Annotated in this window: 17 protein-coding genes; 14 read left to right on the top strand and 3 right to left on the bottom strand. The window is 42.5% G+C overall.

Going from position 1 to position 16,682, the window contains the following annotated elements:
• The first annotated feature begins 336 nt into the window (after positions 1–336).
• The 7 genes from FTV41_RS11540 (at position 337) to FTV41_RS11510 (ending at position 6,754) form a co-directional block, all read left to right on the top strand.
• Entirely contained in the window at positions 337–858 is a 522-nt protein-coding gene (locus FTV41_RS11540) for a hypothetical protein (RefSeq protein ID WP_253105011.1), read from the top strand.
• A gap of 45 nt (positions 859–903) precedes the next feature.
• Positions 904–2,871 carry a multicopper oxidase domain-containing protein gene (locus FTV41_RS11535; protein ID WP_179990897.1) on the top strand — a complete coding sequence of 656 codons (1,968 nt, stop codon included), beginning with the start codon at positions 904–906 and terminating at the stop codon, positions 2,869–2,871.
• Entirely contained in the window at positions 2,858–3,829 is a 972-nt protein-coding gene (locus FTV41_RS11530) for a copper resistance protein B (protein WP_179996576.1), read from the top strand. The genes FTV41_RS11535 and FTV41_RS11530 overlap by 14 nt, the downstream gene beginning before the upstream one ends.
• 122 nt (positions 3,830–3,951) lie before the next feature.
• Positions 3,952–5,013, top strand: coding sequence for a cation transporter (locus FTV41_RS11525; protein ID WP_004975253.1), 1,062 nt, complete (start codon positions 3,952–3,954; stop codon positions 5,011–5,013).
• Positions 5,014–5,159: 146 nt separating this feature from the next.
• Positions 5,160–5,477 (top strand): quaternary ammonium compound efflux SMR transporter SugE, encoded by a 318-nt coding sequence (gene sugE, locus FTV41_RS11520; RefSeq protein WP_004975255.1) that lies wholly within the window; start codon positions 5,160–5,162, stop codon positions 5,475–5,477.
• A 95-nt stretch (positions 5,478–5,572) separates the two neighbouring features.
• A complete protein-coding gene (locus FTV41_RS11515; RefSeq protein ID WP_004975257.1) occupies positions 5,573–6,064 on the top strand; it encodes a methylated-DNA--[protein]-cysteine S-methyltransferase in 492 nt (163 codons plus the stop codon).
• Positions 6,065–6,115: 51 nt separating this feature from the next.
• Positions 6,116–6,754, top strand: a complete 639-nt coding sequence (locus FTV41_RS11510; RefSeq protein ID WP_179990310.1) for a nuclease-related domain-containing protein — start codon at positions 6,116–6,118, stop codon at positions 6,752–6,754.
• A 63-nt stretch (positions 6,755–6,817) separates the two neighbouring features.
• On the opposite strand, the gene FTV41_RS11505 is transcribed toward FTV41_RS11510, so the two are convergent.
• The gene (locus tag FTV41_RS11505) at positions 6,818–7,585 is read right to left on the bottom strand and encodes a hydroxymethylpyrimidine/phosphomethylpyrimidine kinase (RefSeq protein ID WP_167846215.1); all 768 of its coding nucleotides are present in this window, start codon (positions 7,583–7,585) and stop codon (positions 6,818–6,820) included.
• An 88-nt stretch (positions 7,586–7,673) separates the two neighbouring features.
• Between FTV41_RS11505 and FTV41_RS11500 the strand changes: the two genes are divergently transcribed.
• Both FTV41_RS11500 and FTV41_RS11495 read left to right on the top strand, forming a co-directional pair.
• On the top strand, positions 7,674–8,333 hold the full coding sequence (locus FTV41_RS11500) for an HAD-IA family hydrolase (protein WP_179996575.1): 660 nt from the start codon (positions 7,674–7,676) through the stop codon (positions 8,331–8,333).
• A 106-nt stretch (positions 8,334–8,439) separates the two neighbouring features.
• Complete coding sequence (locus tag FTV41_RS11495) at positions 8,440–8,787, top strand: hypothetical protein (RefSeq protein WP_004975264.1); 348 nt, start codon at positions 8,440–8,442, stop codon at positions 8,785–8,787.
• A 117-nt stretch (positions 8,788–8,904) separates the two neighbouring features.
• Here FTV41_RS11495 and hemJ read toward each other — a convergent pair whose 3' ends face one another.
• Both hemJ and FTV41_RS11485 read right to left on the bottom strand, forming a co-directional pair.
• Positions 8,905–9,357, bottom strand: a complete 453-nt coding sequence (gene hemJ, locus FTV41_RS11490; protein ID WP_004975266.1) for a protoporphyrinogen oxidase HemJ — start codon at positions 9,355–9,357, stop codon at positions 8,905–8,907.
• Between the two features lie 18 nt (positions 9,358–9,375).
• Positions 9,376–10,605: a beta-ketoacyl synthase N-terminal-like domain-containing protein gene (locus FTV41_RS11485; protein ID WP_004975268.1), complete on the bottom strand. Its 1,230-nt coding sequence runs from the start codon at positions 10,603–10,605 to the stop codon at positions 9,376–9,378.
• Between the two features lie 284 nt (positions 10,606–10,889).
• Between FTV41_RS11485 and FTV41_RS11480 the strand changes: the two genes are divergently transcribed.
• The 5 genes from FTV41_RS11480 to FTV41_RS11460 all read left to right on the top strand — a co-directional run.
• On the top strand, positions 10,890–12,398 hold the full coding sequence (locus tag FTV41_RS11480) for an EcsC family protein (RefSeq protein WP_179996574.1): 1,509 nt from the start codon (positions 10,890–10,892) through the stop codon (positions 12,396–12,398).
• A 140-nt stretch (positions 12,399–12,538) separates the two neighbouring features.
• The gene (gene rpsL / locus FTV41_RS11475; protein ID WP_000246374.1) at positions 12,539–12,913 is read left to right on the top strand and encodes a 30S ribosomal protein S12; all 375 of its coding nucleotides are present in this window, start codon (positions 12,539–12,541) and stop codon (positions 12,911–12,913) included.
• Between the two features lie 179 nt (positions 12,914–13,092).
• Entirely contained in the window at positions 13,093–13,563 is a 471-nt protein-coding gene (gene rpsG, locus FTV41_RS11470; protein ID WP_004975277.1) for a 30S ribosomal protein S7, read from the top strand.
• A gap of 131 nt (positions 13,564–13,694) precedes the next feature.
• Positions 13,695–15,830, top strand: coding sequence for an elongation factor G (gene fusA / locus FTV41_RS11465; RefSeq protein ID WP_004975278.1), 2,136 nt, complete (start codon positions 13,695–13,697; stop codon positions 15,828–15,830).
• A 95-nt stretch (positions 15,831–15,925) separates the two neighbouring features.
• On the top strand, positions 15,926–16,682 hold a 757-nt coding region (locus tag FTV41_RS11460), incomplete at its 3' end, for an elongation factor Tu (RefSeq protein ID WP_179996502.1).

Raw genomic sequence — 16,682 nt, 5'->3', positions numbered from 1 at the left:
AATTTATAAACATTTGTACATCAATTGTTTATGACTTATACAAAATAAGTATAAAAAGGATTCAGTCGAATCCTTTTTGTTTATTTTAAATACACTGAATTTATTGAGTATTTACTCAGTTAATTATAAAAATAAGTTGCTTAATATATAACTTGATTGTTTTAGTTGGCTTTTAAATCGCACGGATTCACTCTGTTTTTCAATGCAGAAGATATTGTGTATAAGTGGGGCTTGAATTATATTGAGTGCATTGCAGATTGTGGATTGTACTTGGCAAAAATGTTCAATTCTTGTGCAAGTTCAGGTCTGCATCTTTCATACTCAGGAATTTATTTAGTGCTGACTCAACCCTACAATCAAATGTGGTTTGTTGTCCTGATGGCATTTGTCATAGGGTGGAGTGGTATTGTTAGTGCTGCGGTAAAACCTGCACATGATTGGATGATGTCAAATCAGGCAGCAGGGTCTGAGATTCGACATTCTGCAACCGCAGCGAGTGAAATGACATCTTTACCAGATTGTCATACCACAGCTTTACAAACGTATCCTGAAACCAAGCAGCATATATCTGGGCATGATGCCAAGGCCAACCATCATCTCAGTCAGCACACATCCGCAACGGATACCGATTTAAATGCGGCAGATTGTTATGGCTCGGCTGATTTTTCTACTGCAAAGACGAATTGTCAGGACTGTGCGCAGTTGCATTGTCAAAGCTTAAACAGTGTGTTGAATGTGCAAGTCCCTGAACTGATTCAACCTATAGCATTTACATCGGTCAATATTCTATTGCCTGCTTATCAAGCTCAACATTTACTTGGGCATTGGCAGCAAATTTTACGTCCACCCAAAGCTTAATCCTGAATTCAAAACACCTTTACGTTTTATTTTAAGGATTAAGTCATGTCTAAATTTTATCAGCCTGCGCTGTTTTTAACAGTCTGTGCATTGTGTTCGAGTTCTGCATTTGCTGCGGTCAAGGAATATCACCTGACCATTGCAGAACAAACGGTCAATATCACGGGAAAACCTGTTCAACGTATTACAGTCAATGGACAATTTCCCGCGCCTGCACTCGAATTTGAAGAAGGCGATGAGGCGGTAATTCACGTTAATAATCAATTAAAAAATCAGGACTCATCTATTCACTGGCATGGTTTATTGTTGCCCGGTTTGATGGATGGTGTGCCTGGATTTAATGGTTTTCAAGGGATTAAGCCACAAGGACATTTTGTTTATCAATTTAAAGTACGTCAAAGTGGTACCTATTGGTATCACGCACATTCCAAAGGTCAGGAACAAGATGGTCTATACGGCTCTTTGGTGATTCATCCTAAAGCCAAGCCAGCCGTAAACGCACATGAATACACAGATCGTGATTATGTGGTGATGCTGTCAGATTTTCATGAAAAATCTAGCAATCAAATTCAGAAAGATTTAAAAATTTCAGCCGAGTTTTATCAAAATCAGCGTGAAACCTTAGGTGATGTTTGGCGTCAAGTACAGCGTGATGGGCTAAAAGCCACATGGTCAGACCGCAAAATGTGGAATCAGATGCGCATGCTGAAAACCGACCTTTCCGATGTCACAGGCTATACTTTTTTAATGAATGGCAAGACACCTGAACAGAACTGGACAGGTGTATTTAAGCCAAATGAAAAAGTGCGTTTACGTTTTATCAATGCCTCTGCCATGTCGTTTTATGATGTGCGGATTCCAAACTTAAAAATGACAGTGGTCAGTGCCGATGGTCAGCCAGTCAAACCTGTTACTGTGGATGAATTTCGTATCGGCACTGCAGAAACCTACGATGTGATTGTTGAACCTCAAGCAGCGCATTATCAAATTGAAGCGGAATCAATAGACCGCTCAGGTTTTGCTGTGGGTAGCTTGCAGAGTGAACTTCATTCTGCAACATCAAATCTACAGCTCCCTGCAGCGCGCCCGCGTGCTTTACTCACCATGCAAGATATGGGGCATGCTACAGAGCATTCAGGCGATGATCATTCCAAGATGAACCATGCAACGATGTCTGAAATGGATCACTCAAAAATGAATCATGCAGCGATGTCTGAAATGGATCATTCCAAAATGAACCATGCAGCGATGTCGGATATGGATCATTCCAAGATGAACCATGCAGCGATGTCGGAAATGGATCATTCCAAGATGAACCATGCAGCAATGTCGGAGATGGATCATTCCAAGATGAATCATGCAGCGATGTCGGAAATGGATCATTCCAAGATGAACCATGCAACAATGTCTGAAAATACGCATACACAACATGGCATGCCTTCAACAGAACACAAAAATGCGGTGGTATATGGATGGGCAAATGCTTCTACACCCGCGGGGCATAAAGCCTTGCACTATGAAGATTTGAAATCGCTGCAGCCACAAGCAGATACACGTGAACCAAGCAGTGAATTGGTCGTGCGTTTAGGCGGTACGATGGAGCGTTATATCTGGACAATCAACGGTAAGAAATTTAGTGATGCCACACCACTCAAGGTGAAATATGGTGAGCGTATTCGGATTAAATTTATCAATGACAGCATGATGGCACATCCAATGCATTTACATGGCATGTTTATGCAGTTGGAAAATGGTCAAACGGCAGCAGAAATGCCGAATAAACACACCTTAATTGTGCCGCCAGGTCAAACTGTAACTGCACTGCTTACTGCAGATGAATTAGGTGAATGGGCAATACATTGTCATTTGCTCTATCACATGAGCGCGGGAATGATGAATAAATTGATTGTAGCGCAGGTGAGTGAAAATGAACCGCTTTCAACCACAGCAATTCAAGCCACTCAAACCCCTTCAGCGACAGCGCAAAAAGGAGCAGCACATGCACAACATTAATCTTTTTGCGAAAACAGTTTTAAGTATTTCTGTCTGCTGCATCAGTACAGTTGGGCTAGCAGCGACAGAGGTGCATAGTGCACATGCCAGTTCAGCAGAGATTGCAACAATTGCAGCTCAGGCTGATACTCAATCGCATCAATCGCATCAATCGCATCAATCGCATCAATCGCATCAATCGCATCAATCGCATCAATCGCATCAATCGCATCAATCGCATCAATCGCATCAATCGCATCAATCGCATCAATCCGATTCGTCCGTGCAAGAGTCGCAGTCACACGATCATCGTAAAGAACATGGTGCGCAGGTGTACGCGGTGAGCACTTTAGATACGCAATGGCAAGTGAATGATCATGCCGAGGGAGTGCTCAAATCTAAATTACAAACTCGTATCGGAACTGATGAAAACAAGTTGTTTGTGAAAATTCATAGCGATAAGCAAGAGTCACAAGCGACTGAATATGATGCCAAGTTGTTATACAGTCGTATGATTTCAGATTTTTGGGATGTGCAAGCAGGTGTGCGTTATCGACACGAAGTGAATCAGCAAGAGCATCAAACAGACCGAGAAGATAAGTTTGACGCTGTGTTTGGCTTACATGGTTTAGCTCCATATTTTTTTGAAACCGATGCTTATTTTTATTTGGGTGAGGATCAATATGCGGCTTTGAGTTTGGAAACCACACGGGATCTGTTATTGACTCAGAAATTGATCGCACAGCCTTATTTAGATGTAGATGTTATTCTGCAGGATGATGCCAAATATGCGAAAAAAACAGGACTCAACCGCGCAGCTGTGGGTGTGGAAATGCGTTATGAAATCAGCAAGAACATCATGCCGTATATCAGTGCAGGTTATGAGTATACGAAAGGTGATCAACACACTGCTTGGCAGTCTGCAACCGATTCCGAGCAGAGCGGCTTATATGCGATAGGCTTGCGTTTCAGGTTTTAATGATTAGGGGTATTTATCAATGATTAAGTCAATGGATCGTTGCTGCTTCTAAATAGAATAGATTGTCCCTAAATACATAGGCTTGGTTTATACTGAGCCTATTGTATTTTTGGGTGTGGCGTATGTCTTCATCAACTCAAGATCCTCAATCGAATCAAGATAAAAACTTAGAAAACCAAAATCTAAACAATACTGGCTGTGGTTGTGATACGCAAAAAAATGTAAACCAGCCTTGTGCAACTGCGCCTACACACTCCAAGTCATGTGGCGATACAGGCTGTGGTTCGTCTTGCGATACAGAAAAAAGCTGTGCTGATCAAAATAGCTGTACATCTGCAACGACTGCCAAGGCAGATAAAGCAACAATTTTGGATTCGGAACTTTTGAGTCCGTGGGTGAGTGCATACCATATTCCTAAAATGGATTGTGGCGCAGAAGAACAAATGGTGCGGATTGCTTTGGCAGATCATAATGATATTGCAGCCTTGTCTTTTGATTCACCTGCACGACTTTTAAAGGTTTATCACAGCAACCAATCTGCCACAGAAATTACCCATAAATTAGAAGCATTGGGTTTGGGTGCTGTGTTGCAACAGACTGAAGCCAATACACAAACTGAACTGCCTGTATCTAACAGCGCTGCACAACAAAAAGTGCTATATGCCTTGCTTGGTATTAATGCCGCTATGTTTTTGGTGGAATTAATTGCAGGTTTAATTGCATCTTCGACTGGGTTAATTGCTGACTCCTTAGATATGTTTGCCGATGCCGCCGTGTATGGTTTGGCTTTATTTGTCGTGGGTCAATCCGCCAAGAAACAGCTCAAAGCTGCACATTTGTCTGGTTGGGTACAACTGGGTTTGGCTGCACTGGTTATCTTTGATGTCCTGCGCCGTTTCTTCTTAGGCAGTGAGCCTGAATCCATGTTGATGATGGTCATTGGTGCTGTGGCATTGCTGGCAAACGTCACCTGTTTATGGCTAATTTCAGGGCATAAAGATGGTGGAACCCACATGCAAGCCAGTTATATTTTTTCCGCCAATGATGTGATTGTGAATTTAGGTGTGATTATCGCGGGCGGTTTGGTGATGCTGACAGGGTCGAATTATCCAGACCTGATTATTGGCTTAGTTGTGGCCATGTTTGTATTGAATGGTGCGCGCAAAATTTTAAGTTTAAAATAGACGGATCATCGCTGCGCGGTGGCTTAAATTGCAACAGGAGGAACGACCTCCCTTGTTTGGGTTTTTAGAAATAGTCAAAGTGACTGAACACTCGACAAGAAAAATCTTCAGGACGGCCTGATTTCATGCTATTGAAGGAGGGCGTTATGGCCTGGATGATGTTGATATTGGCGGGTATTTTTGAAGTGGTTTGGGCATACTCCATGAAGTTGTCTGACGGCTTTAGTAAATTAACACCCAGTATCGTGACTATCTTTTTTATGATTTTAAGTTTTGCGCTTTTGGCCTATGCCATGCGTACTTTGCCATTAGGCACGGCTTATACGATTTGGACAGGTATAGGCGCAGTCGGTTCATTTTTAGTCGGTATTTTTGTTTTAGGCGAACCTGCCAGTGCTATGCGTATGTTGGCTGCAGTTCTGATTATTTCAGGTTTGGTGCTTATGAAAATTTCATCCAGCTAACTTGGAATGCAGTCTTTTAGTGTGTGCTCAATAACAGATCGGTTTGAGTTAAAAACAGGATGACCTGATACCCAACCTGCTTGAGGAGAAAAATAATGCAATTGGCATTTACTGAAATGGACACTCCTGTAGGCGTGCTTAAATTGGTGGCTCACGATCACGCATTGGTTGCGGTAATGTGGGATAACGAAGATCATAAACGGGTACGTTTAGCCAGTTTAGTTCGACAAGATGATCATCCAATTTTGCTCAAAACTCAGCAGCAACTCCAAGAGTATTTTGCAGGTCAGCGTCAGCAATTTGATGTGCCTCTTGATTTTGAAGGCACTGAATTTCAGAAGAAAGTCTGGCAGGCGTTATTAAGCATTCCTTTTGGGGAAACTCGTAGTTATAAGCAAATTGCCGAACAAGTTGGTAGTGAGAATGCGATGCGTGCCGTAGGGGCGGCAAATGGCAAAAATCCAATTTCGATTATTGCACCGTGTCATCGGGTGGTGGGTGCAAGTGGAAAATTGGTGGGCTTTGCAGGCGGGTTGGATAATAAAGCGATTTTGTTAAAGTTAGAATCTTCAACTTCAAAAGTTTAAATGACTGAGATTCAACAACAATTTTGATCAAAATAAAATAGAGCAGGGGAAATGTTAAAAACATTATTGTTGCAGTTTTGGTGGCTTATTCTGCTTGTTGCAGGTGTAGGGCTGATCAAAATTTTCAAACCTTTTCTAAAGGGAAAGGTGGGGGAACTCGCAGTAAGTACGCATGTGAAGTTGTATTTAGATGAACGTTATATCTTGTTGAATGATGTAACTTTGCCTGATGAATCCACAGGAACAACCCAAATAGATCATATTTTATTGAGTCCTTTTGGGGTTTTTGTGATTGAAACAAAAAACTATAAAGGCTGGATTTTTGGTGGAGAACGCCAAAAAGTATGGACACAAAAAATTTATAAAAAGACCTACAAGTTTCAAAATCCTGTCTATCAGAACTATAAGCATATAAAAGTTTTGGAATCAGTATTGAGCGATATTGTCGAGCCTGAATATCTGCATTCTGTGATTGTATTTATGCCAGACTGTGAGTTTAAGACCTCTTTGCCCAACAATGTTTTTAAAGGCAGTGCATGGGTTGAGTATGTCAAAGGTTTTCGGCATGAAGTCATTTCACCGATGAAACTGAAACGTATTCAGCTGAGAATTGAAAAAGAACTACTTGATAAGTCTTGGAAAACCAATCGTCAACATGTCGAAAATTTGAAACAACGGCACGAACGTTAAAAAGTTGCAATGAAAAACCCTGATACAAGGTGATCAGGGTTTGAAGGAGTTGAACGATAAGCACTAAAACCTTTTCGGAATTTTCTGTCCGTTCGGTACAGGCGTTTCCGCATATTTAAGCACACCAAACAACCAAGTTTCAGCATGTTGTACCGCTTGTTTCAGTTGATCTCCCATTGCCAAGCGCCCTGCAATAAAGCTCGCCAATGAACAGCCTGAACCGTGATATTCACCTTCAAGCCGTGGACAGCGGGTTTCTGAAACCATTTCATTGTTAATATACAGTGCATTACGAATATGATCAGGGGTATCTTCATGCCCACCTTTGACCAAAACGGCCTGCGCGCCCATTGCAAATAATTTAGCTGTTGCGCGTTCTAAATCATCTTCACCCGTTAAGGCACGTAATTCCACAGTATTTGGCGTGATTAAAGTCGCCAGTGGAATCAACTCGACAAATGCCTGAACCAAAGTCGCTTGATTACCTAAAGAACCACCACTATTGGCAACCAAAACAGGGTCAAGCACATATAAATAATCAGGATGTGCACGTAAAAAATCTGCCAGCGCTGCAATATTGTCAGTGGTGCCCAACATGCCCGACTTTACAACTTTAATGGGCAAATCATTCACCACCGCATTGGCTTGCGCCAATAACAATTCTTTAGACGTTGCTTTAAAGCCAAATACTTGCTGAGAGTTTTGAATGGTCAGTGCTGTGCAGGCAATCGCTGCATGTGCACCGCTATTGCCAACGGCTTCAATATCAGCCTGTAAACCAGCGCCACCCGAAGGGTCTAAACCAGAAAAACATAGTACTGTTGGTCGCACACACATATCCTTAATTGCTTCTATTTACGTTAGTATAGGCAACTTTGGAGTAACACTCGATAGTCATTTAGGCACATAGGCTGACATTGTGATAAAGAACCTTTTAATTGATTTAGATGGCACGCTGACCGACCCGAAAGAGGGCATTACCGCTTCTGCGCGTTATGGTTTGGCTAAGGTTGGACATCCTATTGCAGATACGGAAAATATTGATTGGATTATCGGGCCGCCCTTAAAAGCCTCTTTGGCAAAATTACTTCATGTAGATGTGCATGACATATTGGCAGAGCAAGCCTTAGCAGGCTATCGAGAGCGTTTTGCTGCAACAGGCTTATTTGAAAATCATGTCTTTGAAGATGTTGCTGCAACATTGGCAGATTTAAAACAGCAAGGCTATCGACTGTTTTTAGCAACAGCCAAACCTGAAATTTATGCACGCCAAATTTTAGATCACTTCGATTTATTGCAATATTTTGAATATCCCTACGGTAGCGAACTAAATGGTGAGCGTACCAATAAAGCGGATTTAATTGCCTATATTTTGCAGCAAGAACAATTGCAACCTGAACAATGTTTAATGATTGGAGATCGTGAACACGATATTTTAGGTGCACGAGCCAATGGAGTCGATTGTGTTGCAGTCGAATACGGCTATGGTTCGGCTCAGGAGTTAGACTTGGCTGCACCAAAACATAGAATTCAGTGTTTTGCGCAAATTTTGTCGGTGCTTGAACAGTTATCTGGATGAGCGAGATGCTTACATCTGTTTGCATTTCTAGCGCAGTGTTATTGCAAAGATCGTGCTTCAATATTTAATTTGAATATTTAATTTTAATATTGAAAGAGGGTATGTGATGAAGATATTTAGTCAATCTATTGCAGTAGTAGCGGTTTCAATACTGATGACTGCATGTGCCAATCATGCTGCTACATCCACAACACCTACTGCGCAGGTCGAAATGTACACATCATTGCAACATCGACAGTGTGAGCCAGATTCAGGTTTAACCCTTACGGAAATTGTTCAGCGTTTACAGCAAGCACAGATTCAGGTGAAGCGGGCCAGTGTAGGTTCAGATGGGCGGATGTATGCACAGGTCTGTGGTGGTGCAGATGGAAAAATTGCTATTGTCACGATTCCTCAATCTCAGCAGAAACAAGCAGCGGCATTGGGCTTTCAGCCTTACTCACAAATACGTTGAATTAAAGCATAAGTGCTGTTTTTAGTTGTCACCCATAAAAAAACCTCAGTTCTTTGCACTGAGGTTTTTTTACAACCGAATCAGGTTGAGATGTCAGGATACTTGGCGTTTCAAATTTTAGAACTGTGGTTTTACCACGACTAAAATTACAATCGCTAATAGCAGCACAGTCGGCATTTCATTGAAGAATCGCCAGAACTTGTGTGATTTATAATGCGCATTGCCAATCAGTTTTTGGCGGTAATAGCCACAAACCAAATGGTAAATCACCAATAAACCGACCAATGCTACTTTCAGGTAAAACCATAACGCATCGTGGTAATTGCGGGTCGCATCGCCCCAATCTACCAAAAAGTGTGCCGTGATGAGGGTGGCAATCATAGACGGCCACATAATCCCTCGGTACAACTTGCGCTCCATGATTTCAAAACGCTGATGGCTCAGTGTATCTTCACTCATGGCATGGTAAACATATAAACGTGGTAAGTAGAACAATGCAGCGAACCAGCAAACCACGGCAATAATATGTAATGCTTTTACCCATAAAAAAGCATCAGAAGGTGCATCCATCGACTATCCTATAGGAGATTATTCATCCCACTTCTTGAAAATAAGGCAGGCATTTACACCGCCAAAACCAAAACTGTTACTCATCACAGTATTCAATTTTGTGTCGCGTTTTTCAAGTACGATATCAAATGCTTTCGCGCCTTCATCAAGTTCAGTGACGTTGATGTTTGGTGCAATGAAGTCGTTTTGCATCATCAAGACAGAATAAATTGCTTCTTGAACGCCTGCAGCACCCAAGCTGTGACCAGTCATTGACTTCGTTGAGCTAAGAGCAGGCACTTTACCTTCACCAAACGCACGTTCCATGGCTTTCAATTCAGTCACGTCACCTGCTGGAGTAGAAGTACCATGTGTGTTCACATAGTCAATTGCGTCTACACCGTGTTGTTTCGCTTCGTCTAAAGCCATCAAGATACAACGTGTTGCACCTTCACCGCTTGGTGCAACCATGTCTGCACCGTCAGAGTTTGCAGCATACGCAACCACTTCAGCTAAAATATTTGCACCACGTGCTTGTGCGTGTTCAAGTGATTCAAGAACCACGAAACCACCACCACCTGCAATGACGAAACCATCACGGTCTGCAGAGTACGGACGAGATGCTGTTTCTGGTGTGTCGTTGTATTTAGAACACAAAGCACCCATCGCATCAAACAATAAGCTTTGTGACCAGTGATCTTCTTCACCGCCACCTGCAAGCATTAAATCTTGTTTACCCAATTGAATTAGGTTGTAGGCATAACCAATTGCATCGGCAGAAGTTGCGCATGCACTGGTAATTGAGTGCGCGATACCTTGTAATTTGAACGCAACACCCAAGTTTGCCGTAATGGTGTTCGACATGTTACGTGGTACGAAGAACGGGCCAATTTTACGTGCGCCTTTTTCTTCAAGTAGCTCAATCATTTCTGCAACAGATGCAGTTGAGTTACCGCCTGAACCACCCGCGATACCGTAACGTGGGTTGCCTGCTAAATCTTCTTGCTTTAAGCCCGCATGTTCAATGGCATCTACTGCAGCGTTGTAAGCGTACATCGCACACACGCCCATAAAGCGTTTTAATTTACGGTCAATGTGGTTAAAGTTTTGTTCTGCTGCTGCACTTACGTGGCTTTTGAAATTAAGTTCAGCATAAGTTGGGTTGGAACGTGTCCCAGAAATACCGTTTTGTAAAGAATGAGTCACAGCTTCTAAAGTATTACCAATGCACGAGTTAATGCCCATGCCGGTGATTACAACACGTTTCATCTACAGATCCCTTTTATGGTGATAATGTTGAGCCGAACACCGTGACTGCCAAGCAATCGCTGATACGGTATGACTCATGTCTTACAATTGAGTTCATAATAGCAGAAAGAATTTTGAATTCTTATGGCAAATATGATGCCACTTTGCAGGGAAGATCAAACCGCAGTGAAGCGGCAAATGAGATGCAGGAAGCCAACCAAAAGATACACAATCATATTGAGATAAACTTAGACTACACCTAGTATCTACCCATAAATCATAGAAATTAAAAATGAGGAGTAAGAATGTCAGATTCCAAGAATAAACAATCAAGCGGATTCTTCTCGAATGCGATTGGGGTGGCTAAAAAGCTCAGCAGTACAGGCATCCATGTATTGCAGCAAGTTGCACCGGGTACTGTAGCGAAGGATGAGCACAGTGCAAAATCAGGGCAAATTATTGAAGGTCAGGCACGTAGTTTTAGTGCTTTTCAAGCGCGTCAGTATGACAATCCTCAACACATGCTCAGACAGCATGTGCCACAAGTTTCACGTCAGCTTTTAGGACGTCACTATAATCGCGTCAATCAGGTAGCGAGTTTTGTGTCGCCCGATTTTTCCGACAAAATTTCAGATTATTTATTTGATCAGCTGAATAGTTTTACCTCCAATATTAGCTCTGTTGATGATGTGCTTGATCAAGCAGGTGTGCGCGATTTAGAAGAATTGACTCAAGATGTAGATCGTTCTAAACGAATTAGTCAGGCACTCGCAGAACAAAATAAATGGATTGCATCACTGCAAGGCGCATTGACAGGTGCAACAGGAGTAATCGGTTCAACTATTGATGTGCCTGCATCTATTGTGATGTCTTTGCGTACCATTTATCAGGTGGGACGTGCATACGGTTTTGAACTGAACAAAGACACCGAGCAAGAAATTGTTCAGTTTATTTTTAAACAAATTGATTTAGGCGTCATTGCAGAAAAGCAAGCGGTACTGATGGGGCTAAAAACCTTATCCAATATGCTGCAAACTCATGATGTGCATCAATTACAAAATATGCTCGGTTCAAGCAATGATTATGAGGCATTAAAGAAATACTTCTTGAATGAGCAAGGTCAAGTCAAATGGCCGTGGTTGAATCATGTACCTAAGTTTTCCATGTTGAATAAACTCACGCCTGTAGCAACCGCATCGGTGAGTGCAGTATATAGCTGGAAATTGGTGGAAGATGTGCATCACAAGGCACAGCAAGTGTTTTCCAATGCCCGTAGCTATTTAATTCAGCATAAAGACAGCAATTTATCAGCCATTCATGCATATGAAAAATCGTTGGAATTGCTGGCACAGGCTGCGCCTAAACTCTTGGAGCAATTGAAGGGCAATGAAGCTAAACATGCGGAGCAAGATGAATTAGTAGCGGGGCAAGAGCGCGCGGAATCTGCGCCGTCAGATGCTTTAGTGCAAACCGTATCAGACCATGAAAGTATCCGAGCGGTAAAAGTGCAGAAAAAATCGGACAAAGTGGAAACAACTGCAGCACAGCTCGATGAAAATATTCAGCAAGGTCTAGAAGAATTGGCAGATCAAATGCTAGAGCCACATGCTGAAGTTGCACCGCAAAAACTTGCTGTACCTGCAGAAGAAATTGATGAATATAGGCTGGAAGATGCTTTAGAGCCTGTGGAAGATTCAACCCAAGTGGCTGAAACTGTTTCGGAAAATCCAGTAACATCAAGTACAGAAACTGCAAAGCAGGTTACAAAAAAGCCGAGAACTCGTACAAGTACTCGCAAGCCAAAAGCTGAATAAAAACAAGTGATAAGTAGAAATTTGGTTGGTATTTTAACTGCCTATGAAATATTGACCATTTTTCTATCTTCGCTTACAATTGCATGCCCTCAAAAAGTAGTATGTTTTTGGGGCTTTTTTATTAACGGGAGAATTGCCACATGGCAACAACAAATCAGTTGATCCGTAAGGGTCGTACGACTTTGGTTGAAAAATCAAAAGTTCCTGCGTTGAAGGCTTGTCCACAACGTCGTGGTGTTTGTACACGTGTTTACACAACTACACCTAAAAAACCTAACTCAGCAATGCGTAAAGTTTGCCGTGTTCGCTTAACTTCAGGTTTTGAAGTTTCTAGCTACATCGGTGGTGAAGGTCACAACCTACAAGAGCACAGTGTTGTTCTTATCCGTGGTGGTCGTGTTAAAGACTTACCAGGTGTACGTTACCATACCGTTCGTGGTTCTTTAGACTGTGCTGGTGTGAAAGATCGTAACCAGTCACGTTCTAAATACGGTGCTAAACGTCCTAAGAAATAATCTTTTAAAGATTAAGCCCTTAGTTCGTAGAACTGCAATCCTTTATCGTCTCGCTTGTCTGATTTCTGCATTTAATTTTGTGAAATTCAAGCGACGTGTAGTAAGGCCAGCGAAATGCACACGACACTTTGTGCTACGGCTGGATCACCCTGAAGTGTCATATTTATAGGTAGTTTAAAATGCCAAGACGTCGCGTAGTCGCTGCTCGTGAAATCCTTCCGGATCCTAAATTCAGCAGCCAAACAATCGCTAAATTCATGAACCACGTAATGCAAGATGGTAAAAAATCTATTGCTGAAAGTATCGTTTACGGTGCTTTAGACCGCGTTCAAGAAAAATCTAAAGTAGACCCAGTTGAATTTTTTGAAGCTACGCTTGAAAAAGTTCGTCCAATGGTCGAAGTAAAAGCACGCCGTGTTGGTGGTGCTACTTATCAAGTTCCTATGGAAGTACGCCCATCCCGTCGTACTGCTTTAGCGATGCGTTGGTTGGTAGATGCTGCTGCTAAGCGTTCTGAAAAAACTATGGCGTTACGTCTTGCTGGCGAGTTGCTTGATGCATCTGAAGGTAAAGGCGCAGCGATCAAAAAACGTGAAGATGTGCACCGTATGGCTGAAGCCAACAAAGCCTTCTCTCACTACCGTTTCTAAGCGGATAAAACAGGCCCTAATCAGGAGGGTGATGAATCGGTTGTCACTGAATTGTCATCAAATCGCTTTAAGTTGCTAGGCAGCTTAAAGCGTCCTGTTTTAAACAACAAAATTTAGGAATGCTAGAAATCATGGCACGTCAAACCCCAATTTCTCGTTACCGTAACATTGGTATCTCTGCGCACATCGATGCGGGTAAAACAACAACTTCAGAACGTATTTTGTTCTATACAGGTGAAAGTCACAAACTTGGTGAAACTCACGAAGGTTCAGCAACAACTGACTGGATGGAACAAGAGCAAGAACGTGGTATTACTATTACCTCAGCAGCTGTAACATGCTTCTGGAAAGGTATGGGTAACCAGTTTGACCAACACCGTATTAACGTAATTGACACCCCAGGACACGTTGACTTCACAATTGAAGTTGAGCGTTCTATGCGTGTTCTTGACGGTGCATGTATGGTTTACTGTGCTGTAGGTGGTGTACAACCTCAGTCTGAAACTGTATGGCGTCAAGCAAACAAATATAAAGTACCTCGTTTAGCGTTCGTGAACAAAATGGATCGTACAGGTGCAAACTTCTTCCGCGTTGTTGAACAAATGAAAACTCGCTTGGGTGCAAACCCAGTGCCTATCGTTGTTCCAGTGGGCGCAGAAGACACATTCACAGGTGTTGTTGACTTAATCGAAATGAAGTCAATCATCTGGGATGAAGCTTCACAAGGTATGAAATTTGAATATGGTGAGATTCCAGCTGACCTTCAAGCAACTGCTGAAGAATGGCGTACGAACATGGTTGAAGCTGCTGCAGAAGCATCAGAAGAACTCATGGACAAGTACCTAGAAAATGGCGAACTTTCTAAAGAAGAAATCGTTGCTGGTTTACGTCAACGTACATTAGCGGGTGAAATTCAACCTGCAATGTGTGGTTCTGCATTCAAAAACAAAGGTGTTCAACGTATGTTGGACGCAGTAATTGAATTCTTACCTGCACCAACTGACGTTGAAGCGATCAAAGGTATCTTAGACGACAAAGACGAAACTGAAGGTTCTCGTGAAGCGTCTGACGAAGCACCTTTCGCAGCGTTAGCGTTCAAAATCATGAACGACAAATTCGTTGGTAACTTAACGTTCGTACGTGTTTACTCTGGTGTTCTTAAAGCGGGTAGCCCGGTTTATAACCCAGTGAAAATGAAGCGTGAGCGTATTGGTCGTATCGTACAGATGCACGCAAATGACCGTCACGACATCGAAGAAATTCGTGCAGGTGACATCGCAGCGTGTGTAGGTCTTAAAGATACAACCACTGGTGATACATTATGTGACGAAAACCACGTAATTACACTAGAGCGTATGGAATTCCCAGAGCCAGTAATTGCATTGGCTGTTGAACCTAAAACTAAAGCTGACCAAGAAAAAATGTCAGTTGCTTTAGGTCGCTTGGCGAAAGAAGATCCATCATTCCGCGTTCGTACAGACGAAGAATCTGGTCAAACGATCATTGCGGGTATGGGCGAGCTTCACCTTGACATCATCGTTGACCGTATGAAGCGTGAATTCAACGTAGAAGCGAACATTGGTAAACCAATGGTTGCATACCGCGAAACGATCAAAAAGACGATTGAGCAAGAAGGTAAATTCGTACGTCAAACTGGTGGTAAAGGTAAATTCGGTCACGTATTCGTACGTTTAGAGCCGCTTGATCCTGAAGCTGGTAAAGACTACGAATTCGCTGAAGAAGTTGTAGGTGGTGTAGTACCTAAAGAATTCTTCGGTGCAGTAGACAAAGGTATCCAAGAACGTATGAAGAATGGTGTCTTGGCTGGTTACCCAGTTGTAGGCATTAAAGCGACATTATTCGACGGTTCTTACCACGATGTCGACTCTGACGAATTATCGTTCAAAATGGCGGGTTCTTACGCATTCCGTGACGGTTTCATGAAAGCAGATCCTGTTCTTCTTGAGCCAATCATGAAAGTTGAAGTAGAAACTCCAGAAGACTACATGGGCGATATCATGGGTGACTTAAACCGTCGTCGTGGTATGGTTCAAGGTATGGACGACTTACCTGGTGGTACTAAAGCAATTCGTGCAGAAGTTCCACTTGCAGAGATGTTTGGTTACGCAACACACATGCGTTCTATGTCTCAAGGTCGTGCGACTTACTCTATGGAATTTGCTAAATATGCTGAAACTCCACGTAACGTGGCAGATGGCATCATTGCTAAATTCCAGTCTGGTGGTAAAAAAGGTGACGACGAGTAATCTTTCGATTACTATAAGCGCAAACTAATTCATAGTTAAAAAACCTAATGCTCATGGAGTGATCCTCCATGAGTTGTTTTAAAAAGGAAGATCTCATGGCTAAGGCTAAGTTCGAACGTAATAAGCCACACGTTAACGTGGGCACAATCGGTCACGTTGACCATGGTAAAACAACTTTAACAGCTGCGATTGCTACAGTATGTGCACGTAAGTTTGGTGGTGAAGCGAAAGATTACGCTGCTATCGACTCTGCACCAGAAGAAAAAGCACGTGGTATTACAATTAATACTTCTCACGTAGAATACGATTCTCCAACTCGTCACTACGCGCACGTAGACTGCCCAGGCCACGCCGACTATGTTAAAAACATGATCACTGGTGCTGCTCAGATGGACGGTGCGATCCTTGTTTGTTCAGCGACTGATGGTCCAATGCCACAAACTCGTGAACACATCCTTCTTTCTCGTCAGGTAGGTGTACCTTATATCATCGTATTCTTAAACAAATGCGATATCGTAGACGACGAAGAGTTAATTGAATTAGTTGAAATGGAAGTTCGTGAACTTCTTTCTACTTACGACTTCCCAGGCGACGACACTCCAGTAATCCGTGGTTCAGCACTTGCTGCACTTAACGGTGAATCAGGTCAATATGGTGAAGATGCTGTAGTTGCTCTTGTTGAAGCGCTTGATACTTACATCCCAGAGCCAGTACGTGCAATCGACCAAGCATTCTTAATGCCAATCGAAGACGTATTCTCTATTTCTGGTCGTGGTACAGTAGTAACTGGCCGTGTAGAAACTGGTATCGTGAAAGTAGGCGAAGAAGTTGAAATCGTTGGTATCAAAGACA

The organism is Acinetobacter sp. YH16051 (genome assembly GCF_013417135.1).
GTDB lineage: Bacteria > Pseudomonadota > Gammaproteobacteria > Pseudomonadales > Moraxellaceae > Acinetobacter > Acinetobacter towneri.
Note: the sequence above shows the minus strand (reverse complement) of the source record. Positions and strands in the feature narration are given on the sequence as shown.